This is a genomic window from Cognatishimia activa (genome assembly GCF_026016445.1).
Lineage (GTDB): Bacteria > Pseudomonadota > Alphaproteobacteria > Rhodobacterales > Rhodobacteraceae > Cognatishimia > Cognatishimia activa_B.
Map to the genome: position 1 here is coordinate 1,651,005 of NZ_CP096147.1, position 22,660 is coordinate 1,673,664.

General features: G+C 52.9%; 20 protein-coding genes and 1 tRNA gene. 11 read left to right on the top strand and 10 right to left on the bottom strand.

Going from position 1 to position 22,660, the window contains the following annotated elements:
- Positions 1 to 122 precede the first annotated feature (122 nt).
- Entirely contained in the window at positions 123 to 422 is a 300-nt protein-coding gene (locus M0D42_RS08210; protein ID WP_265018132.1) for a hypothetical protein, read from the top strand.
- Between the two features lie 67 nt (positions 423 to 489).
- Here M0D42_RS08210 and M0D42_RS08215 read toward each other — a convergent pair whose 3' ends face one another.
- From M0D42_RS08215 to M0D42_RS08240, 6 genes are all read right to left on the bottom strand, one after another.
- Complete coding sequence (locus M0D42_RS08215; RefSeq protein ID WP_265018133.1) at positions 490 to 960, bottom strand: hypothetical protein; 471 nt, start codon at positions 958 to 960, stop codon at positions 490 to 492.
- A gap of 3 nt (positions 961 to 963) precedes the next feature.
- Entirely contained in the window at positions 964 to 1,779 is an 816-nt protein-coding gene (locus M0D42_RS08220) for a hypothetical protein (RefSeq protein WP_265018134.1), read from the bottom strand.
- Positions 1,780 to 2,217: 438 nt separating this feature from the next.
- Positions 2,218 to 3,324 carry a hypothetical protein gene (locus tag M0D42_RS08225; RefSeq protein ID WP_265018135.1) on the bottom strand — a complete coding sequence of 369 codons (1,107 nt, stop codon included), beginning with the start codon at positions 3,322 to 3,324 and terminating at the stop codon, positions 2,218 to 2,220.
- Between the two features lie 62 nt (positions 3,325 to 3,386).
- Positions 3,387 to 4,754 carry an efflux transporter outer membrane subunit gene (locus M0D42_RS08230; protein WP_265018136.1) on the bottom strand — a complete coding sequence of 456 codons (1,368 nt, stop codon included), beginning with the start codon at positions 4,752 to 4,754 and terminating at the stop codon, positions 3,387 to 3,389.
- 160 nt (positions 4,755 to 4,914) lie between these two features.
- The gene (locus M0D42_RS08235) at positions 4,915 to 5,451 is read right to left on the bottom strand and encodes a hypothetical protein (RefSeq protein ID WP_265018137.1); all 537 of its coding nucleotides are present in this window, start codon (positions 5,449 to 5,451) and stop codon (positions 4,915 to 4,917) included.
- Entirely contained in the window at positions 5,438 to 6,202 is a 765-nt protein-coding gene (locus M0D42_RS08240; protein WP_265018138.1) for a response regulator transcription factor, read from the bottom strand. Before M0D42_RS08240 ends, M0D42_RS08235 begins: the two co-directional genes overlap by 14 nt.
- Positions 6,203 to 6,928: 726 nt before the next feature.
- Between M0D42_RS08240 and M0D42_RS08245 the strand changes: the two genes are divergently transcribed.
- The 7 genes from M0D42_RS08245 (at position 6,929) to M0D42_RS08275 (ending at position 17,966) form a co-directional block, all read left to right on the top strand.
- On the top strand, positions 6,929 to 8,998 hold the full coding sequence (locus M0D42_RS08245) for a hypothetical protein (protein WP_265018139.1): 2,070 nt from the start codon (positions 6,929 to 6,931) through the stop codon (positions 8,996 to 8,998).
- A gap of 126 nt (positions 8,999 to 9,124) precedes the next feature.
- Positions 9,125 to 10,081, top strand: coding sequence for a hypothetical protein (locus M0D42_RS08250; protein WP_265018140.1), 957 nt, complete (start codon positions 9,125 to 9,127; stop codon positions 10,079 to 10,081).
- Positions 10,082 to 10,093: 12 nt separating this feature from the next.
- Positions 10,094 to 11,119 carry a hypothetical protein gene (locus M0D42_RS08255; RefSeq protein WP_265018141.1) on the top strand — a complete coding sequence of 342 codons (1,026 nt, stop codon included), beginning with the start codon at positions 10,094 to 10,096 and terminating at the stop codon, positions 11,117 to 11,119.
- Between the two features lie 21 nt (positions 11,120 to 11,140).
- Positions 11,141 to 13,183, top strand: a complete 2,043-nt coding sequence (locus M0D42_RS08260; protein WP_265018142.1) for a type I secretion system permease/ATPase — start codon at positions 11,141 to 11,143, stop codon at positions 13,181 to 13,183.
- A gap of 11 nt (positions 13,184 to 13,194) precedes the next feature.
- Entirely contained in the window at positions 13,195 to 14,556 is a 1,362-nt protein-coding gene (locus M0D42_RS08265) for an HlyD family type I secretion periplasmic adaptor subunit (protein ID WP_265018143.1), read from the top strand.
- Positions 14,557 to 14,934: 378 nt separating this feature from the next.
- Positions 14,935 to 16,668, top strand: a complete 1,734-nt coding sequence (locus tag M0D42_RS08270) for a type I secretion system permease/ATPase (protein ID WP_265018144.1) — start codon at positions 14,935 to 14,937, stop codon at positions 16,666 to 16,668.
- A complete protein-coding gene (locus M0D42_RS08275) occupies positions 16,665 to 17,966 on the top strand; it encodes an HlyD family type I secretion periplasmic adaptor subunit (RefSeq protein WP_265018145.1) in 1,302 nt (433 codons plus the stop codon). The genes M0D42_RS08270 and M0D42_RS08275 overlap by 4 nt, the downstream gene beginning before the upstream one ends.
- Before the next feature lie 132 nt (positions 17,967 to 18,098).
- Here the strand turns inward: M0D42_RS08275 and M0D42_RS08280 are convergent.
- From M0D42_RS08280 to ychF, 3 genes are all read right to left on the bottom strand, one after another.
- Positions 18,099 to 18,188: transfer RNA gene (locus M0D42_RS08280), tRNA-Ser, on the bottom strand.
- A gap of 111 nt (positions 18,189 to 18,299) precedes the next feature.
- Entirely contained in the window at positions 18,300 to 19,217 is a 918-nt protein-coding gene (locus M0D42_RS08285; RefSeq protein WP_265018146.1) for a nucleoside hydrolase, read from the bottom strand.
- Positions 19,218 to 19,369: 152 nt separating this feature from the next.
- Positions 19,370 to 20,467: a redox-regulated ATPase YchF gene (gene ychF / locus M0D42_RS08290; protein ID WP_265018147.1), complete on the bottom strand. Its 1,098-nt coding sequence runs from the start codon at positions 20,465 to 20,467 to the stop codon at positions 19,370 to 19,372.
- A gap of 94 nt (positions 20,468 to 20,561) precedes the next feature.
- Between ychF and M0D42_RS08295 the strand changes: the two genes are divergently transcribed.
- From M0D42_RS08295 to M0D42_RS08305, 3 genes are all read left to right on the top strand, one after another.
- Complete coding sequence (locus M0D42_RS08295; protein ID WP_265018148.1) at positions 20,562 to 20,981, top strand: VOC family protein; 420 nt, start codon at positions 20,562 to 20,564, stop codon at positions 20,979 to 20,981.
- A 61-nt stretch (positions 20,982 to 21,042) separates the two neighbouring features.
- Positions 21,043 to 21,834: a tryptophan synthase subunit alpha gene (gene trpA, locus M0D42_RS08300; RefSeq protein WP_265018149.1), complete on the top strand. Its 792-nt coding sequence runs from the start codon at positions 21,043 to 21,045 to the stop codon at positions 21,832 to 21,834.
- 3 nt (positions 21,835 to 21,837) lie between these two features.
- Positions 21,838 to 22,341 (top strand): GNAT family N-acetyltransferase, encoded by a 504-nt coding sequence (locus tag M0D42_RS08305; protein ID WP_265018150.1) that lies wholly within the window; start codon positions 21,838 to 21,840, stop codon positions 22,339 to 22,341.
- On the opposite strand, the gene M0D42_RS08310 is transcribed toward M0D42_RS08305, so the two are convergent.
- Positions 22,338 to 22,658, bottom strand: a complete 321-nt coding sequence (locus M0D42_RS08310) for a 4a-hydroxytetrahydrobiopterin dehydratase (protein WP_265018151.1) — start codon at positions 22,656 to 22,658, stop codon at positions 22,338 to 22,340. The genes M0D42_RS08305 and M0D42_RS08310 overlap by 4 nt on opposite strands.
- Positions 22,659 to 22,660: the final 2 nt, after the last annotated feature.

Here is a 22,660-nt window from a genome sequence, read left to right on the forward strand (position 1 = left end):
TATGTAAAATTTTATTCGTGACCTCGTGAAAAAGCTTTTCTAAACCCCCGGCAGGTATCATTGTGAAGGCGCAGTCAAAGAGCGCATAGGAATGTGCCGCTAAACGGATTGAGGACGACAGTATGAAAAAGCCTATCGTAGGTGCGCTGTTGGTGTGCGCCGCGCTGGTTTCCACACAGGCAGTATCAGCAGCAACATGTGCAGACCGGGATCATGTCACCACTCAGCTTGCTGAGCGTTTTGGTGAAGCTCCGGTGGCCAACCAGATCAGCCATAGCAACCGCGTTCTGGAGGTCTTCGCCTCCCCCGGTGCTAAGACTTGGTCCATTGTGATCACTCTACCCGAACGCAACCTGTCTTGCCTTGCAGCAACAGGAAAAGGCCAGGCCCCTCTGAAGCGCACTTTGGGTTCGCTTTCTTAAGAACCTGACCTTCTTAGGCCTCACAGGCCGTACTCGTTAACGCACTCTCATGTGGGCGTTAGTCTTTTCAGCCGTGGCCACCATCGCAGTCACCACCACCGCCACCCCAGGCGTTCCAGAGCCACCAATCCAAGTGAGACCCTGAGTCTGGGATTTCGATTTTCAGCGAGGTGCGCACAGCGAAATACTGTGCCATCTGGCTTGAATTCCCACGCGAGATGATGGTGTCGAGCCAGCGGGCATCCAATGCCGCAACCCCCGCATCATCCACCAGCGCATACGAGGTGCGCACGGCGAATTCGATATTGTTGTCCAGATCGGCCATCGACAGGATGTCTTCGAGCTCTGGAGGCAAATCGATGATGTTTTGGCCGCTGTCGAGCTCCCCACGCAGCTGATCCCAATTTGCATTCAGCTTCTCCAGCTCATTGGGCATCGGTGGTGCTACGACCGCAGAAGCGCGTGATACCGCGATAGCACCGATGATCAGGCCTTTGACAACCGTTGAAGCGGCACGAAGTTTTGATTTAATACGCATCTCTTACCCCTCCTCAGTTGCAAAGATGATCCCGGCGACGGAGAAATCGTTACTCGCGTCGAACGGTGCAAAGAACGTCAGCCCATCCAGGCCTGCCGCATCGATCAGTTCGGTGCGCACTTCGCCGTTAGACATATCTACGGAGGTCCGCTTGCGTTCAGCCACCTGACGCAGGTTGTTCAGCGCCTGATCATTGTCAGCAATCCGCTCTACCGCATCAAAGTTGCTCGTCCCAACCGCAAAGAGGTTTGTGCCGTGGAATTCCGCCAGGATCGGCGTCAGATCGATTTCAACCGTTTCCACACCTTCAAAAATCGACCGCTTGTCTTTATCGATGGTGCCAATTGGGTTTTCCAAAAGAATGTCCAGCTCGGTTGAAGTGCCGCTTGGCGCCAGAACCGTGATGGATTCATCTTGAATAATCACCCGCCGACGCAGGTCGCCATTCTCTTTGAAATTCAGCGAGACTTCCTGATTGAAAGACGCCCAAGGCAGGCGATCTTCTGCAGAGAAAGTTTCCTTGCGAATCTCCTGATCCCCAACCACCAGTCCTAGCCCGGCGATTTCAGCATCTACTGGCTCGTTCTCCACCCGATCGGTCAGGTAAGAGCCATAGCGACGGTCTTCTGTATGGAAGAGATCACTGTACCATATGGTCTCCACGGTCTGCGGTGACGCAAAGCGCACTTCCAACCGTTCTTCAAAATCAATCTCGTCGTTCTGAGCTCCATCCTGAATGCCGAGACCATCTATTGGATCCCAATATATGGTAGCTTGGCTCCAAGTTTCCCCGTCATCGTTCATGCGCGTGGCGCGCAACGAGATATTCCCAACGGTGCATTCGTGTTTCCCCAAACACCCCTTAAAAATTAACGCCCTAAAGTCAATAGCTTGCCGCAATTCACTATCGATCCGCGACAGGCTTTGAGCCTCTACAGCCGTCCCTCCTCCTAAGAGTGGGACTGCTGCCACAAGGGCAAAACAGTTCATCCACTTAGTTAACATTTTACTTCTCCCGCTTGGCCTCCATGGCCCGAAATTTCGGACGCAAAGACACTTATTTTATGCTTTAAAAATAACGCATTATGGGAGTTTTGGGGGAAGTCTTTAGATTATTAACCTAAAGGGTAAGTGGGGCCTTTTTGCCAATCGCGCTACATCAAGCGATTTTTGATGCGGCCCCACTATATCTTGTGGTCTTACTGGTTAGAGCGAAATTGCAACAATACCAGGAAAAATACTGACCTAATCGCCCGGTCAGTTACTCGCCGTCTGGCTGAGTCGCGCCGCTTTTTCAGCACCGATTGCGCGGGCAATCAGAAGAGAACTATCGTAGTTCACCGGCCCATGTTTGCACGTCTCGAAGATGTCGTTTTTCCGGCAATAGGCAAAGACTGAGCGAATGGTGCGCGTGGTCAGTTTGCCTGTTGCAGGCCCGGAATATGCATCAAGCGCAGCCAGTTCTTTCTGAAGCAGATAGACAAAGGCGGTCTTTTCAATCCCCCTAAGGCGAAGCGCGGCTTTCACAAAAGGTTCACCTGTGGCCGGTTCCAGCTGAGCCGTCAACTTACGCGCTGACGCAGAATGATTGAGATAGTCATATTCCGCGCTCACAATCTCAGCCAGCTGCTTGCTTTCAGGCAATAAATCGATGTGATTGGCAACCAAATCACGATGACGTTTTGCAGCGTTTGGAATGTATCGATCAAGACGCAAATAAGCGCGCGCCAGAACATCTGCAGCTCGGCCATCTCCTTTTTCAAGGTTCGCTTCCATCGCCGAGACAACACCGACCACATCAAGGCCTTGAACACGCGTCGATCTTTTTTCATGGCTTCGCAATACAATCTTCGCGGCTCGGCTATCCCCTGCCAGCGCAAGATCAGCAAAAATGGCGTTCGCATCCGCACGAGACCCCCCAATGCCATCTTGATAAAGCTCTGCAAGTGCGAGTTGAGCCCGCTGGCCATCCTGCTGCGCAGCCATTTCTTTCAATGTGGCCAATCCAACATCTGGTTGGGACACCGCTCCAAAATCGCTTCGTGCGTGATGAACCGCAAGGAGATGCCGCGCGTAACCGCTTCCGGCATCGCTAGCGGCCGTGAAACTTTTCAGAGCATCCTCACCCTGCCCCAAAGCCACCTGCAATTGAGCCATTCTTAACAAAGACTTACGGTTTCCTTGATCATAAAGCCCCTGCTGAATATCCAAGGCCTTCGCTAGATCCGCCTCGGTACTTGCCGTTTTGCGCAGCGTCTCGGCCATGTTGTAGGCTTCTTTGATCTCTGCGGCGTCCATCGCTGACAATGGCATTGCCAGACAGAGACAAATCGCGCTTGTACTTAGTATTTTGAAATGTCCCATTTCCTTCCTCCCCTAGTGAAACAAACACATAAATTGGCAAACGGGCCCGAAGGCCCGTTGGTTTAGTTCGTTTGTGTGATGGGCTGCACAGCGCTGCCTGCACCCAGAGCAATCTGCAAAGCGACATAGTTCAACGCGCGTTGACGTCGGTTCTGTGCCAGGTTGGCCTCAGCTGTCAGCTTGTTGCGTTGCAGCCGTACAAAATCGAGCACCGACAATTCCTGTGCTTTGAAGAGTTCGCGCGATAGATTCAGCGCCTCACTGTTCAATTTGACCGCCTGACCAGACGACCCAACCGCATTGTTCAGCTTGCGTTGGGCAACAAGTAGCGTTTCGACTTCCTCCATCGCCAAAAGCACCCGCGATTTCCATTGCAAGAATGCAGCGTCCGCCCGCGCGTGCCGCGCTTTGACAGTGGCTTTCAACGCACCTTGATTGAAAATCGGAATGTTCAATCCCAGGATCGAGATCCCGTTTCGAGCTGGCGATAGATCACTGCGCCCTAAAATCGTTCCCGTAAGATCAAGCGTTGGATATTGATCCGCTTCCGCGACGTTCAACTCTGCGACCGCCACCTTATAGGCGCTTTCTGCGCTGCGAATATCGGGGCGATTTGACAAAAGATCGGCCGGCACGCCTGACGAGGCACGGAACCTTGGACGCGGTTGCCCGTTGTAATTGAGGTTCACTTCATTCACCCCGGCCACTTTGCCCAGCAATGTCGCAATGCGATTTTTCTGCCGCTCAACTTCGATGATAAGTACGGAAATTTCTGCGCGTGTTTCTGAAATCTCGGCAGTTGGCTGCAATACCTCCAACCGCGTTGTAGCGCCTTCGCGTTCAAGGATATCAAGGTCAGCCGCTGTCTGCTGCCAAGATTTAAGCTCTTGGTATTTCAATCCCAGTCGCTTCTGAACAAAGCGCAGATCGATATAGGCCGTCGTGAGGTTGGACAGCAACAGAAGCCGCGCTGCATCAAGTTCTGCCAATGCAATTTGCGCCCGCGCTTGTGCAGCAGCACTGCGATAGCGCTGACTTCCCAAAATCGTGGCCCGTCCGGTGATCGACGCCAGATCACGGTTCCCGCCTAGGGCACTATCTGCCACTTGCGTTTCGATCCGACCACTAACATCCACGACAGCCGCTGAGGTTAATGCCAATGCATCTGCCTCTTCTACCCGCAACCGCGCCTGGGCCAATTGAATATTGTCCTTCAAGGCAATTGCCACGAGGCTTTCCAGGGTTGGATCCCGGAAGTCCCTCCACCATGGCGCTTTTACAGATACTTTTTTAACCGTCGCATCCGGCGCGGAAAACTTGGCCGGTAGCGGTGTGGTTGGTTCTTTGTATTCTGTGATTTCCCCGCAGCTCACCAAAAAGGCGCTGCATATGCCTCCCAAAATAAATTTCGGCGCAATGAAAGTCCCCATTTACCTTCTCCTACTGTCGCCAAATTGAAAACTCTTTTCAATTTCCTCATCTGTCGCGTCGGGACGACAAAACGTGCCCAACCCCACAGATCACGTGCGAGATCTGCGCCCCCTTAATTCTAGTGGATTCAGTCAGTCAGTTTGCATGCCGCTTTCTGCGTCACGCGGGGAATTTGTACCTCAGTACAAGATCCCAAATATCTACATTCAGCTGGCGTAGGCGTCCGATGCTTTCATCGATACTGGACGCTTCCCCTTGGGTGACCGGTTCAGTTTTACCCACCCGGATGTCTTTACGCCGATCCTGAATGCGCATCATAATCGTCTGCAGTTGCCCCTCTTCCGGGTCAAACGAATAGATGCAGTGGTTGTACTTGTTACGGAGCGCTGCCTCCCGCGTCAGACGCGAGGTCAAAGCCAGCACCTCATCTCGAAGCTTCACATCAACCCTCGACATCTTGGCCAACCTTTGCACCAGATCCACTCGTGCACGTGTCGTGCTGAGAGTGAGGAAGATGACGACAGCCACGTCCTTTTCAACGCTCGCCAACCCTGCAATCAAATGGATCAACAGGCTTTCAGTATTGGTCCAAGTGTAATTCAGGCGACCGACGCGCTGCAAAACGCCGTCCAGAACGTCTTCTGGCGCTTGAGGTGAATTTGCAGCACCAGCAGCAGCCATTTTAAGGCCGTGCATGTTGGCTGGTTGCGACAAACTTCATCGCAGCAGCAGTGCGATTGCTCACTTGCAGCTTGGTGATGATGTGGTGAATGTGTAGTTTGATTGTGTGTTCAGACACGCGAAGTTTTGCGGCGATTTGCTTGTTCTGCAAACCGTTTACAACTTCTTCCATCACAGCCACTTCCCGCTCTGTCAGCACATCCTTTTGAACAGGCTCGACCTCTGAAGGCTCAGCTGCAACTTGCGCGACCGGAACCTGCGGCACAGGCTGTCCCTGCACCTCTGGTGGGAAATATTCGCCGCCACTTAAAAAGAGACGCATCACAGCCAACCAGATGTCGATGCTTTGGTTCATAGGCAAAAAGCCCTGAACTTCGGAAGTGCCACCAAGCCGTTCAAACACACCCTGCGCATCTGCTTCGTTCCAGTAGGCAATAACAAATCCAGGCACTTGCTGATGTGGGAACTCGGATGCATCAAGACGCGCAAGATCGCGCACTTTCCGAAGCACCGTATCGCAAACGCAAGCGTCAACAATAACCAATCTTATTCCTGATGATTGAGCCTCCATCGAGAGCAGGAAATCCTCAACGGATTCATGTCGCACCGGTAGAATATCTTCGATTTCTTCGTCCACAATTCGCAAAACAGTCTGTGTGAAACTCTTTTGCGGTCCAATAAATATGGCGACCTCAGTGTCGGCGATGGAAGCGTCAATCTTGTTCGCTTCCAAAGTCAACGGCGCCACAGCTTTTACACTCGGCATTCGTCCCTCCAACGCAGTAACAACGGGTCCCTCCCCGCTGCCAAACACTAGTTACAAAGCGTCGCTTTTCCTCCTTAAAGGAAGCTATACACTTATCCCCATCTGCTCGAAGTAGCCAAGAAACAGTGCGCCTTCTTAAGTCAGTGCGCAGTTGACGTTTTTTGTTTGAAAACAACCTCTAAACGATAAGACGGCAATAAAGACTCCGTCAATTAATCGAATTACTAGTGCGCTTATCCACAGGTTATCCCCAACTAATCTAAAGATTATGTCAACTTATCCAAAGCGTTTCAATCTCATAATGAAACTCATTATGTTCACAAATTTTATTTTTACCGATTACTCAAAAATACGCGCATCCAACCCATTAAAATTGAACATCTTTAACGTTCAAGTTGTGAGTTGAAAAAATATCTACATCCAATCTCCAGCTTACCGCTCGCTCACAATTCTAAGACGCTGTTGTGGTCTGGAACGGCAGCTCGGGGTGGATTCTTTATAATAACTGCCCCCGGTGGGAATTCAGCCCAGCTGTCGTTTTAGCTTTCGCTGCCAAACGAAGGGAGGGGTTCGTGCAGCTTTGTCACCGTCTCGTTTCACATCTTTGGATTCAGTCAAACGAAACGCGTCGGAGACCTTCTCAGTAACTATCATCAAAACTCGGTTCGACCATGGTCACATAGGAATGAATGGTGATCGTTCGAGCCCTTTTAAGGAGTATTGAATATGCCTGGAGGTAGACACTATCACCCACTGTTTGGTTTGCAGTCACAATGGCAGCACCAACACCAGGGTTCCCACAATTTCAATGGGAACAAAAACTACAACAAGTCAGACAATGACAACGACAATGGGAACCATAACGGAAACGGAAATGGAAACCTGAACCTAAATGGGAACCTGAACGGAAACCATAACGGGAACGACAACGGAAACTCCAACAGCAACAGCAACACAAACACCAACAACACCAACTCTGATTCACATTCAGGTGCAGGTGCTGGCGCTCTGAGCGCAGGTTTGGGTGCAGGACTTGGCGCAGGGCTGGCAGATGCCGACTCTAACTCCAATTCCAATTCACATGCTGGAGCGAAAGCACATTCCGGATCGAAATCCCACTCCAACTCATCATCTCAATCCAAGTCCGAGGTCAGCAACAAGTCTGATGTCGACGTCGATGTGAAAATCGACCTGACCGATTGGGAGCCAACTGATGATGACTTTGCCGACTTTGATCTGAAGGGATCAAAAATTGGCGATATCACTATGGCTGATGGCGACATGAACACCGATATCGGTGGCGACATCCATTTGGGTGGCGTTCTGCAGAAATCTCTGGACGGTGCAGGTAATGACGTCGGCGTTGTAAACGGCATGTCAAATGCCCTGCAAGACAACGATATCGCTGAAGACTCCACGGTTGCCAACAAAGGCAAATACTACTCGATGCAGAAAGCAGAAGGAGGCCAAGCCGACTCTGAAGAAGGCATCGACAATGAGTCTGATGGTGGGTCCGCAGGATATGCGAAATCCGGCAGCGCGGACGGCTATGCCAAAGGCGCAGATGGCGGACACGCTCTGGGCTTTGGTGGTAAGCATTACGGCAATGATGGCGGCAAGTCTGAAGGCGACGACGGCGGCGACTCCGGCGATGCAACAGCACTGGGCGTAGGCCTTGGCGGTCTTGGCGTAGGTGTTGGCGCGAACGGCGGTACATCCGGCAAAGGCGGCAACGGTGGTGATGGCGGCAACGCAAACACCAAAGGTGGCGGCGGTGACGGCGGCGACGGCGGCAACAACGGCCACACTGGCGCGCTTGGCGCGGGTAAATCCGGCGACTCTGGTGCAATTGCAGCGGGCGTAGGCGGCGACTCCGGTGCTCTGGGTGCCGGCAAAGGCGGTAGCGCGGGCGCAGTCGGCGCTGGCCTTGGAGGCAACTCCGGCGCAGTTGGCGCAGGCCTTGGCGGTGACTCCGGTGCAATCGGTGGTGGCGTTGGCGGAGACGCAGGCGCGGCTGGTGCAGGCCTTGGCGGTGGACTTGGTTTCCTCCCCGTAGGCGCGGGCATCGGTATCGGTGATGCAGACGGTGGCAATGGTGCAGGGTTTGCAAACTCTGACGGTGGTCACGGTGCAGGTCTTGCCAACTCAGATGGTGGCCATGGTGCAGGTCTTGGCGCAGCGGATGCCGGCAACGGCAAAGGCTATGCTGACTCCGATGGCGGTCACGGCGGTGCATTAGCTGGTTCTTCCAGCGGTGATGCTGGTGGCATTGGTATGGCCAAAGCTTACAACGGCGGCAACGACGCTGATGGTGGCGCAGGCGCAACCGGTGGTACCGGTGGAGCTGGTGGCGCAGGCGCGTCTTCTGGCGATGCAAGCGGCGGAAACGCTGGTGGTCTGGGTATGGGCCAAGGCATTGGCAAAGCCCTGGCGGCTACCGGTGATGGTGGTGCTGGTGGCGCAGGCGGCGATGCAAGCGCACACGGTGGTCACGCTGGTGATGCGAATGGTCACGGCGGTCACGCAGTTGTCTATGGCGGTAATGGCGGCATGAGCGGCCACGCGTCAGCAGACGGCGGCATGGGCGGCAAGACCGGCGGCGCTTGGGGTTCCCATAACGGTGACGATGGTTTCGTGAATGGCTACTCGACTGCATCTGCAGACGCGGCGCTGGACAATGCAGCCTTCAACCAGAGCATCGTTCAAGGTGCAAACGTTCTGGGTAACACCGTGGACATGACTGTTGTTGGTGGTGGTTACCACTCCACCCTCATCGGTGATGACGACATGGGATAAGCCCAGCGGCTTAAGCAACCGATCTGCGCGGCGTTTGTCGCGCAGGTCCAACAAAGGAATTTCAAGGCGAGCAGAGTTTTATGTGGAGGACGGATAGCCCGTCCATTTTGACCGAGGGCCAGCGTTATGCTTGACGACAAGACGGAAATGATCGCCCACTTCATCGGTATTTTCGAACTTAAAACCGAAGAAGCGCGCATGAAGGTTCAATACCAGGAATTTGCCGCGCAGATCGCTGAAAACCCGGATCTTGGTCAGCTCTTTAATATCACAATCCATATGACCAGTGGCTATGGCCTAGGTGGCTTTATGCCAGATATGAAATGGCCGCTTTCCTTTGTGTCCGTTCCGGTGAGTGACTTTTCCGTTCTTATTCCGGGTGCATTTGGATTTGTACCATTCGGACTGCCGACATTCTTTGATGACATATTCGACAGTTTCCCTGGGGCGCCCAGCGCGAGCAAAACGGTCTTTTCGATCCCCCTGCCCTCCCAAATGGCAACGGTGACGGTTCAGGCCAACTACCTCGAAGACTTTGACGTTCTAAACACCTATGAAGGCAATGCAGAATTTATCAACGCTGCAGCCTATAACAGCGGATTAGAGTATCTCGAAGACATCGCGCGGGATCTTCAACCACTCAGAACACCGGACCCCGCAGCAGACGAGGATGCCATTGCGCAGGCAGGTCTGGATTTGTCTGAGGACATCAAGGCGCTGGAGGAAAGTGGCGTTGAGAGCAATGTGGAAGGTGCCGAGATTTACGCGGCCTTCAACGGCGATATCAATGAATTCACAGTGAACGGTGAAAGCGCTGAAGAGATGCCGGAACTGGCGGAACACAGCCATCGTTTCGCGAAGTCCGAAGAAGAGGACGAGGAAGAAGAAACCAATGAAGCAAAGTCTGTCTCTGGCGAAGTCCTAACCGACGAAGACGCTGAAGAGAACAGTCACGAAGCCAGCACTGGTGGCAATTTGCTTCTAAATGAAAGCTACATCGCCACAAATTGGCTGGATGCTCCGGTCTTTACCGTGATGGGCAAAGTTGTATCCGCAGACGTGATCTCTCAAGTGAACGTTTAGAGTGATGTCGACATGCTGAACGGCGCGCTGCATCACGATGAAAATGGCACAAACACCTATAATGCTGCGCATTTTGAACAGATATCCACGGCGATTGAGAACACTGACGAGGACGCAGAAGAAGGCGAAGCAACACCTCCGGGCAACGGCCCAGAGAACACGGTTGTGGTCACGCTGGAAGGCAATCTTTTAAACTACAACTACGTGAAGCAGTTCAACTTTGCCAATGATGGCGACATCATGAGCGTGGGCTTCTCCGCCAATGAAACCATGATCCAGATGGGAAATAACTCATTGGTGAATGCGACCAGTATTCTTGGGCTTGGGTTCTACTATGATTTGATCATTGTTGATGGCGACATCATAGACCTAGCATATTTGTCTCAGACGAACGTTCTGCTGGACAGCGACAAAGTCAATTATAAGGGTGATTTCGCTGGCAAGATGAGCACCTCCGACAACGTGCTCTTTAACTGGGGTAAGATCAAACACCTCGGTATCGATCACCACAAGGAGATGAACGAGGCCTACGGCGAAGTTGCTTCCTCATTCATGGCCGGCAAAGGCAAACTTGGCAGTATTTCAAAGGATTCAGTTTTCGCAGATACTGATCTGCTGAAAGTCCTGCACATTAAAGGCAGTATTTTGGATGTGCAGATCATCGAGCAATTCAACGTCTTAGGGGATGGCGATCAGGTCGAAATGGCCCAACAGACTCTGGCAAGCGCCGAAGGCGCAGACGTGTCTTTGATCACAGGTCAAAACGAATTGCTTAATCTGGCGTCCATTACAGACGCCGGTATGGATTCAACCATTTACACCAACGAAGGCGCCTATACCGACGCCTTCCTCTATCAGGCGGACTTCGTTTCTGAAGAAGATCCACTGGTCCTGGCAGCTTCAGACACGCTGGCAGGCGAAGCATTCCTATTCCTGGCCGATGGCATTTTGGAAGGGGAAGCTCCGGAAGACGGCGGCGTCAATGCGCCAGCGCCATCCGAGACAGCCGTGGATGTGATGCAGACGGTTCTGGCCTGATTTTATTAAGGGGGCACTACTTTGAAAGATTATGACACCGGGAAAGGTCATCCACGCGATGTGGGCACTTCGGAAGAAAACCCGCAGGCGTCAGATGACACGACACTAGACGATCCAATTGAAGCCAAGGCTGGCAATGACCCTGCCCAAGATCGGGTGGGAGATGACGATGACGTCGAATTCGTCTCCTACCGTGGGGCTGTGGATCAATTGCTGGGCAAAGATGACAACAAAAAGCCCCCGAAACCACCGGCAAAACGCAAGGGCGGCGGTGGTGGCGGCGGAGGCAAGAACGGCTTTCATACCCGTTTGGGGCCAAATGATTTCTCAAGAGGTCTGGAGCTTGGCCTAAAGGCCATCCGCAAAAACCTGTTGTTGGTAATCACTTTCACCTGTGCGACCAACCTTTTGATCCTCGCAATCCCTGTCTATCTGTTCCAGATTTCAGACCGCGTTCTGACCAGCCGGTCCGTAGATACGTTGATCATGCTGACAGCCGTCATCGTTGGCGCTGTGCTAATTCAAGCAACGCTAGACGCAGTTCGACGGTTTGTCCTGATGCGCACCGCTGTGGAAGTGGCCGCACAACTCGGCAACCCAATTCTCAGCGCGGCCGCGCGTGCTTCACTCAACAGTAATGGCAGGGAATATCAGGTCCTTGGGGATTTGCAGCAGCTTCGAGGTTTCCTCGTCTCAGGTACCCTGCTGTCCTTTCTGGATGTGCCATTCACGCCATTTTTCATACTTGCCATCTATCTGGTTCACCCCCAGCTTGGGATGATTGTTATGGTCACGGCTTTGATTTTGTTTCTGATTGCTATGATCAACCAACGGATCACTTCGCGAAGCTTTGCCGAAGCCAACCAACATCAATCAAAAGCAAACCTGCATCTGGATTCCATGTCTCGCAATAGCCAGATCATCAACGCCTTGGCGATGATCCCAGAGGCGGTGAATATCTGGGGTCGCGATACGGCACGGTCGTTAAAATCTCAGGTCAAAGCACAAGATCGCAATATCATCACGGCCGCATGTTCACGTGCGGTCCGCCTGCTCACACAGATTGGCATGCTCGGCTGGGGTGCTTCGCTTGCCATTGCCGGAGAAATCACGGGCGGGATGGTCATCGCCGCATCCATTATCGCAGGCCGTGCATTAGCACCGGTTGAAGGCGCGATTGAAGGGTGGAACCACTTCCTACTTTCCAAATCAGCCTACGGGCGGATTTCTGCCCTGCTCAAAGGGTCGCCGTTGAACAAAGATCGTCTGATCCTGCCAAACCCCGAAGGGCGACTTGATGTCGAACGTCTCCTCTTTGTGCCTCAGGGGACAAAACGGGTGGTGCTCAACGGGTTAAGTTTCACTCTAACTCCGGGTGAAAGCCTGGCCATCATCGGCAATTCCGGAGCGGGTAAGACCACGTTAGGGAAAATGCTTGTTGGATCTATCCTGCCGACCTCAGGTGCGGTGCGCATGGATTTGATGGACTTGCGCAATTGGGATCAACGTCAGCTTGGCACAAACGTCGGGTATCTTCCGCAGGACGTGCAGCTCTTTCCGGGTACAATCAAACAAAACATCGCGCGGATGCGCGAGGACGCGACCGACGAGCAAATTCACAAAGCCGCGGTTCTGGCAGATGTGCACGAAATGATCGCGAGTTTCCCGGAAGGCTATGAGACCGTGGTCGCAGCCGACGGCACCCCACTTTCCGGGGGGCAAAAACAACGGATCGCTCTCGCGCGGGCCTTCTTTGGCGATCCAAGGTTGGTGGTTTTGGATGAACCCAATTCTAACCTTGATACCGCAGGCGATCACGCTCTGGCCCGCGCCATGGGGCACGCCAAAGAAAACGGTATGACCGTTGTGGTGATTACTCAAAAGCCTTCTCTACTGGGTTCCGTCGAAAAGATCATGCTCATGGCCGAAGGCAATATCGCCATGTTCGGCTTCCGTCAGCAGGTTCTGGAGGCGTTGGAACAACGTCGGCGCGGTCGACAGCAACAACATCAAGCACCCGGTCCACAGCAAAATCCAAACCTCAACGGCCCGGCGCCAGCATAAGGGGATAGAACATGACACTTTTAGACGCCCCATATGATCCTTACGAAGAAGAACCGTCTCAGGAATGGTATTCCGAAGTTCCACGCCAGATCTGGAAAATCGGGCTGTTTGGTATCCTCCTGATGGTCGGAACCCTTGGGGGTTTTGGTTACTGGGCCTTTAGCGCTCCTTTGGCGGCAGCCGTTGTCTCTCAAGGCAGCTTTGTTGCCACAGGCCGCAACAAGATCGTGCAGCACTTTGAAGGTGGCATTATCGACCAAATTGTAGTCGGTGAAGGCGATTTTGTGACGGCTGGCGCTACGCTTATCACACTTGATACAACTGCCTCACAAACCCGGCTTAAAGAGCTTACGCTGCGCAGCGCAAGGCTTGAAGCCATGGTGTCGCGTTTCCGCGCGGAATACTCTGGCATTGGAGATCTGCGCTTTGCCGCCGGCCTGAAACTTCAGGCTGAAGAAAACGACGACCTACTGCAAATTCTGAATAGCCAGATGGAAAGCTTTGTTTTGTCACGTGACAAGATGAAGAATGAACTCGAACTGCTGGACGCCAACATCACCGCGCAAGAGGTGCGCAAATGGGGGTACGCAGAACAGAAATCTTCACTGGAACTGCAGATTGCCTTGCTTGAAGAAGACTTCACTTCGAAAAGCAAACTCTTTGAAAGCGGGCTCACCCGGAAAACTGAAATCAACTCGCTTCGCCGATCCATTGTGGATGCCAAAGGACAAATCGCGCGCCTCGCTGCAGAAGTTGGCGAGAGTGAATCCATGATCGATAAATACCAGAAGCAGGCCATTCAGACGGAGCACGCCTATAAGGAAGCGGCTTTGGATGAATTGAATGCCGCGCAGGCAGAGCTTGATAGTGTTCGGGAACAAATACTTCAGGCTCAAGATGTGTTGCGCCGCACCGAGATTGTCGCGCCGGTCTCCGGCACCGTTGTGCGGATGAATTACCACACCTCTGGTGGTGTGATTAAAGGTGGTCAGGAAATCGCAGAGATCATTCCGCAAGATGCGCCTCTGATCATAGAAACGCTGATCCCAAGAAATGACATCGACAGTGTGCAACTGGGCCAACACGCCTTTATTCGCCTGTCAGCTTTGAACCAGCGCACTACTCCGGTTTTGGATGGCGAGGTGATCTATGTTTCAGCAGATTCAATCCACAACACCTCTGACAAGAACAACCCAGAAGTCTACGTGGCGCGTGTGAACCTCGCGAATTCAAGCATCGGACAGGTTCCGGGATTTGTCCCAACTCCCGGCATGCCTGCCGAGATCCTTATCACAACGCAGGAACGCACGTTTTTTCAATATCTGACGAAGCCAATCGTCGACTCGATGAGCCGAGCATTCCGAGAAGATTGATCTGAAAACGTGAGTGGCGAATTTGAATTGGCGGATTGCAACGTGAATTAGCGATGCGGCTCTCAGTTCATGCCATTATCAATTCGTTAGTCGTCAACCATCTTCTGTGTCGATCGATTTGCATCCGTCGCCCCGCCGACAAAACCCATGTTTCCTAGAAGTTCATTAACTCGACATTGAAACGACCTGACGCGAGCCGGTGCTTGCAGCAGGCACTCCATCATGGCCCGAAAGAATACTTCAAAGACAGATGCTTAGACCAGTCTCTAAAACTCAATCGCGAAATTGACCGACTTTTTAACCATTTTGCCTCCAAACTATTTTGCCGCTCAGTTTTGCGGCCCAGCGATTTAAAAATTCACAAATTGAGTTTCCAAGATGGCGAATGAATTCATTAGTGGCTTCAGAGAACTGAAAAACGCGCGGCGCGAAAACCTGCATTTGTTCGGCATAGTCTTTGTGTTCTCAGTGTTTGTGAACATCCTGATGCTGACAGGCCCCCTATTCATGCTTCAAGTCTATGATCGGGTTTTGGGCTCACGCTCAGAAGAGACGCTCGTTGCGCTCTTTGCGTTGGTCGCTCTGTTGTTTTTCCTGATGGGTGTGCTGGACTATGCACGGTCGCGCCTCATGGTGCGCATCGGGGCGCGATTTCAAAAAGCAATATCCTTGCGCGTTTTCAAAGCGGAGCTTCTGAAAGCCAAGCATCCAAAACTGCGGGCCCAAGCCGCCGAAGGTTTACGCGATATTGAAACGATGCAGGCTCTCACAAACTCACCTGCCACAATGGCAATATTTGATGTGCCCTGGGCGCCAGTATTCATTTTCGCGATATTCATATTTCATCCCATTTTGGGGTGGCTGGCACTTGGAGGTGGCGCGACCCTGATCGTCTTTGCAATCCTCAACAACGTCCTGACGCGCCGCAGAACAATTGAAATGCAATCAACGTCCATTAAGGCGCAAAGTTTTGCTGAAGAATCCCGGCAAGCCGTTGAAATCGTCAGTTCACAGGGTCTGGTTTCCGTCGTCCAAAACAGATGGTTGCAAATGAAAGACCTGTCGCTAGAAAAAGGTGTGCGCGCATCGGATTGGACAGGCTTCTTCACCACATTTTCCAAAGCATTTCGTATCTTCCTTCAATCCGCGATGCTGGCGGTTGGTGCTTGGCTCGTTTTGCAAGGCGAATTGACCGCCGGAGCCATGATTGCAGGCTCAATTCTACTAGGCCGCGCCCTCGCACCAATTGAGCAAACAATTGGACAATGGGCCTTATTTCAGAAGTCGATTGCTGGATGGAATGCCTTGGGCATTCTTTTGTCGAAGCACCCCGAAGAAGAGACACCGATGCAGCTTCCTCGGCCTGAAGCGCGTCTCACAGTGAATGCCGTCAACCTGCTTGCGGAAGAAACACGTTCTCCTATTCTAAGCGGCATTTCCTTTGAGCTAAATCCAGGGGAAGCACTGGGGATCATCGGAAAAAGTGGGTCTGGAAAATCAACGCTGGCAAAGACGGCATTGGGGTTGATTGCTCCCACAACTGGGGAAATCCGGCTTGGTGGCGCCACGTTGGCCCAGTATGGGCCGGAAGCCATTGGATCGCATATCGGGTACCTGCCGCAAGAGCTAACGCTGTTTGATGGAACGATCGCTGAAAACATTGCGCGCATGTCCCAAGAACCAAATGAAGAGCAAGTCGTGAAGTCGGCAATCGCTGCTAACGCACATGAACTGATCTTGGCCCTGCCAGAAGGATATCAAACCGTCATTCGACGAGGAGACGGGCAGCTGTCTGGTGGTCAGAAGCAACGCATTGCACTCGCCCGCGCGCTTTACACAGATCCCGTACTGTTGGTGTTAGACGAGCCAAATAGCGCTCTGGACGCTGAAGGTTCAGACGCACTGAACCGAGCCATCCGAGACTTCAAATCAACCGGCAGAAGCGTACTCATCATGACCCACCGCCCCACCGCAATTACAGAATGTGACACCTTGGCAATCGTGGACCAGGGCGCCATCCGAAGCTTCGGCCCTAGAGATGAAGTCCTGCGCTCCGGCGTCAGAAATGCAACAGCCGTTCAGTCCACTTTGGTGAAGGAGGCAGCCTATTGACCTCTTCTCCAAAACTGAATGTCACCTTCCCCATTTTGATTGGTTTTTCAGCCCTCGTTGTTCTGGTTGGCGGTGTCACCGCATGGGGAACCCAAGCCCGCATCGCAGGTGCCGTTATTTCCAGCGGCATGATCCAAGTTGAAAGCAATCGGCAAGTTCTCCAACATCCGGATGGCGGCGTCGTGGGTGAGATACTGGTCCGTGATGGTGACTCTGTGAAGGCCGGTGACATTGTTCTGAGCCTGGATGATACCTCTCTTAAAAGCGAGCTCTCCATTGCAGATAACGAACTCAGTGAGATCAATGCCAGGATCGCAAGATTGATTGCGGAAAGAGACGGGTTAGAACACATACAATTTAGCATCGAGCAGCAAGATGATGCGCGTACAGAGGGTAAAGTTGCTGAAATATTGGCTGGGCAATCCAGGTTGTTCGTCGCAAGGCGGACTGCACTGCATCAGCACGTGAGGCAAATTCAGGAACAAATAGCGCAGACCAAGAACCAGATTCACGGAGAGCAATCACAGCTGGATGCCATCACCGAACAACAGCGGCTCATTGCTGAGGAGTTGACCCGGAATGTCGGCCTTTATGAAAAGAACCTCGTGCCGCTCCGCGTGGTTAACTCTCTTCAGCAAAAAGATGCTCAGCTTCGCGGAGACATAGGAAAGCTGACGGCGAATATGGCGCGTCTCAACGGTCAAATTGCAGGATACAAGATTGAAATTCTGCGCCTCAAGTCAGCACGCAGCGAAGAGGCGATATCAACATTGAGAGATCTTAAATATCGCGCGCTCGAACTCACCGAGCGAAAGCGTGGCTTGTTGGACGCTTTGGACAAAATGGATGTGAAAACCCCGGTCTCTGGGGTGATTTACGGTAGCCGCGTCTTTGCGATCCAATCCGTTGTCTCCCCTGCGGAACCGATCATGTATGTGATCCCTCAGGACCAACCACTCGTCGTGTCCGCACGTGTCGAGGCCATTCACATAGATCAGGTTCACCTTGGCCAGGAAGTTTCGCTCCGCTACACAGCCTTTGACCAGAGAACGACACCAGAAATCGAAGGCATCGTATCCAAACTCTCAGCGGATGTGTTTCAGGATGAACTCTCTGGTCAGAATTTCTATCACGCTGAATTTGTTCCAAAATCCGATGAACTTTCAAAGCTTGAAGATCAGGAATTACTTCCCGGCATGCCTGTCGAAGCCTTCATTAAAACCGGAGATCGAACGCCTCTTTCCTACCTTGCAAAACCACTCTTGGATTACTTCCAACGGGCATTCCGAGAAACCTAGAGCAAATTTAAACCGAGTTCACAAAACCAAATGAAAAGTGCGTTTTGCATGGGAATATGGACTCCGACTTGGCCCCCATAGACAGCCAAAAATCATCCAAATTTACCGTTCTTAGGTTTTCAGAGTGATTTATGGCGGAGACGAAGGGATTCGAACCCTCGATACCGTTTCCGGTATACTCCCTTAGCAGGGGAGCGCCTTCGACCACTCGGCCACGTCTCCGAGAACCGGTAGTAATGATTAGCCCGGAGGAGGACAAGCGGTTTTTGTCACTTTTTTGAAGGTCTTCACAAAGAAAAAGGACGCCCCGCAGCGCCCTCTTCCTTCATCCATTTAGGAAAGCGTTGCGATGCGCTCCAAGAAGAGCGATTTGACCTTTTTGGCTTCAACCGCCGTGTAAACTGCTGTTGGTGAGCGCCCATCCTTCGCCTCAATGGTGGCTCCCGAGGTGTCCCCTTCGCAAGAAACTTCGATGCCAACATTTTCCGCAGTAAACCAATCTGGATGCGAGCAAGCAATCACCGCTGCGGGATCATGCAGGGAGCAGCCATCGAGTTTGCCAACGGATTTGTAGAACTCCAGATAGAAATGGCTCATATCCTGCAGCATCCCGCCCAGAGTTGGCGCAGTTGCGGCCATCTCTGTGAAATCTTCAGCTGTGCAAAGGATGCGATGGGTCACGTCAAGGCCGACCATTTCAACGCGTGCCCCGCTCGCAAAGACCATCTCGGCCGCATGCGGGTCGTGATAAATATTGGCCTCCGCATGAGGCGTGATATTACCGCCTTCGCGATAACTGCCGCCCATCAGGACGATGCGTTTCACGTTGGAGACGAAGTCCGGATCCTGCTGGATCGCTTGCGCAATATTGGTCAGAGGACCAATCGGGCAAACAACCAGTTCGCCTTTGTGTTCACGTGCCATGCGGCACAGGAATTCAACCGCGCTTTCGTCGGCGGCAGTCCCTTTTGGAGTGGCCGCTGGTATGTCCCCAAAACCTTCGTCGCCATGCACGTGGAACGATGGTTTGTAAGGTGGCAATTCAAGCGGTGTGCTGGCGCCCGCTGCCACAGGTATGTCCAGACCAGCCGCCTCAACCAGACGCAGAGCATTCCGAGTGGCCATGTCCACGGTTACATTGCCAAAGATGGTTGTCAGACCCAGAAGCTCGATTTCCGGTGCGGCGGCGGCATAAAAAATCGCCATCGCGTCATCCACACCCGGATCTGTATCAATGATCAGTTTTGTCATTATTCTTCCTCGTAAATCTCCAGCAAACCAAGGCGGTTCGCGGCAATCTAAACCGCATAAGATCGCCTGTTATTGCGAAACAGAAAAGACAACGCAAGCGCGAGGTAAATCACACTTGCGAGGAGCAGTTTCAAATTTTCCCGAAAGCGGGATCAGGTGTTGAACAGGAAGTGCATCACGTCGCCGTCCTGCACAATATAGCCCTTGCCTTCTGCGCGCATCTTGCCCGCTTCTTTGGCGCCCTGCTCACCATTGAACTGGATGTAGTCATCATAGGCGATGGTTTCGGCGCGGATGAAGCCGCGTTCGAAATCGCCGTGGATCACACCCGCGGCTTGCGGTGCCGCTGTTCCCTTTTTGATGGTCCAGGCGCGCGCTTCTTTTGGGCCAACTGTGAAGTAAGTTTCCAACTGCAGCAGGTCGTGCCCAGCGCGGATCAGACGGTCGAGCCCCGCCTCTTCAAGACCCATCTCGCTCAGGAACATTTCCGCTTCTTCAGCTTCTAGCTGGCTGATCTCTTCTTCGATCTGCGCGGAGATGATCACATGGGTGTTGCCCTGCTTGGCAGCCATTTCAGCAACCGCCGCAGAATGAGCATTGCCGTCTGCTGCTTCGGATTCACCGACGTTACAGACGTAGAGCACTGGCTTGGTAGACAGAAGCTGCAGGCTTTTCCACATCTTCTCATCTTCGGCATCAATCTCAACAGTGCGGGCAGGACGATCATTTTCAATCGCTTCCTGCGCCATCGCCAGCAGGCGATCCTGCTCTTTGGCCTCTTTGTCATTGCCCTTTAGTTTTCGAACCAGACCCTGACGGCGTTTCTCGATGCTTTCCAGATCCGCGAGCATAAGTTCGGTTTCGATGGTTTCTGCATCCGCCACTGGATCAACGCGGTCATCGACGTGGGTCACATCGTCATCGTCAAAGCAACGCAGAACATGGGCGATCGCGTCTGTCTCGCGGATGTTGGCGAGGAACTGGTTGCCGAGGCCTTCACCCTTGGACGCGCCCTTCACCAGACCGGCGATGTCCACGAAGGTCATACGTGTTGGGATAATCTGCTTAGAGCTTGCGATGGCCGCCAGTTTGTCCAGACGATCATCAGGAACGGCCACGTCACCGACGTTTGGTTCGATGGTACAGAACGGGAAGTTCGCAGCCTGCGCGGCCGCGGTTTTGGTCAGCGCGTTAAATGTGGTGGATTTACCGACGTTCGGCAGCCCAACGATCCCAACTTTAAAGCCCATTCTGGTCTCCTGTCACATGTTCCTGCTGCTCATATGCAAGGTTTGGGCATGGTGCAAGCCGTGTTACCATAGAGCCTTAAAATAGGAGCTTCCCATGACTTTCACCCCGTATATGTTCTTTGACGGAAATTGCTCTGAAGCGATTGATTTTTATGCCGATGTTTTTGGTGCAGACAATGTCGTCAAGATGCCTTTCTCAGATGCCCCGCCGGATGTTGGCCTGCCCGCGCTTGATGACCGCTTCATGCATGCGCAGATCGATGTGGGTGATACGGTACTTATGTGCAGCGACGTTGCTGATACCACTCAGTTCGAACCACTGGCAGGATTTGCGGTCGCGCATCAAACAAAGACGCTCGAAGAGGCAAAGACAAAATTCGAACGGCTTTCGGATGGCGGCAAGGTTACTATGCCCTTTGAAGCCACGTTTTTCTCATCCGGGTTTGGCGTCTGCTACGATAAATTTGGCACCCACTGGATGATCATGGTCGATGATGAGGCGGCCAATTCTTAACTGGCATTGCTTTTCCCAAGCAAAACCGGCAAACCCCTAGCAAGATTTCTAAGGGGCCATCATGACTCGTATCGACGCCAAATTCGCTGAACTGAAAGCCGCAGGTAAAAAGGCCTTTGTGTCTTACGTGATGGCGGGTGATCCAAACTATGAAACCTCGCTGGAGATCGTGAAAGGTCTTCCAAGTGCGGGCGTGGATGTGATCGAGCTGGGCCTGCCCTTCACCGATCCAATGGCGGACGGTCCAACCATTCAGCTCGCTGGTCAGCGCGCGCTGGATATTGGCATGACCTTGGAAAAGACCCTTGAGCTGGCGCGTGAGTTCCGCAAAGAGGATGACACGACGCCAATTGTTCTGATGGGCTACTACAACCCGATCTACAGCCGCGGTGTTGATAAGTTTCTGGCAGATGCGAAAGAAGCTGGCATCGACGGCTTGATCGTTGTGGACCTGCCTCCAGAAGAAGACGAAGAACTTTGCATTCCAGCTCAGGCGGCGGGTCTGAACTTCATCCGTCTTGCGACCCCAACCACAGATGACAAACGCCTGCCGAAGGTTCTGCAGAACACCTCTGGATTTGTGTACTACGTTTCGATCACCGGTATCACCGGTGCAGCGGCTGCGCAGGCGACCAACGTGGGTCCGGAAGTGGCCCGCATTAAAGCGGCAACCGACTTGCCGGTGATTGTTGGCTTTGGCGTGCGCACGCCTGAAAAGGCTGAAGAAATCGCGTCCATCGCAGATGGTACGGTTGTCGGTTCTGCCATCGTCAGCGAAATCGCGGCGGGCAAACCAGTTGCCGAGGTGCTGGATTTTGTGAAGTCGCTGGCCGACGGCGCACACCGCGCATAATCCATGTCCCGCGCGCCGACCCTTGAGACAGAGCGCCTAATCCTACGCCCAATGACAATGGCTGATTGGCCTGCCTATAAAGCGCTCTGGGAAACCGAGCGCTCTGTCCACATGGGCGGCCCTGCAGGACCGGACGAATCTTGGGGATATTTCTGCAGCGACGCGGCGATGTGGGATCTCTTCGGTCACGGCGCGCTAATGATTGACGATCGAACTACCGGCGAATGCTATGGTCAAGTCGCGATCAATCACGGGCCATGGTTTCCTGAAAAAGAACTGGGATGGATGGTCTACCCCGAAGCCGAGGGCAAAGGTCTGGCTTACGAGGCAGCAAAGGCATTGCTGGATTGGGGTTATCAAGTGGCCAAATTAGACACGCTTGTCAGCTACATTGACCCAGAGAACGCGCGTTCGATTGCCTTAGCTAAGAAATTAGGGGCAGCGCTGGATAACACTGCCCCACGGCAAGATCCGGAAGATCTCGTATTTCGCCATCCTAAACCTTAATCCAACAACGCTTCCAAACGGATCGCGCAGAAAAAATCATTCTCGGTCAGCCCCCCTGCTTCATGGCTCGTGTAGACCACTTCGCAATAGCCCCAACCAAAGCTGATGTCAGCGTGGTGTCCCATCTTGTCGGAATGCCAAGCCACAAGGTTCGCCATCTGAGTTGCCTTGGCAAAGCCTTTAAACTCGTAGCGCTTGAAAATTGTCTTTTCGCGCTGCGCCCAACCCGGCAAGTTGCTCAGACCCTCTTCAATCTGCGCCTGATCCAATACGCCGGTGCCTTCAGAGCACGGCACACATTCGGTTGCGGTTGTCATTC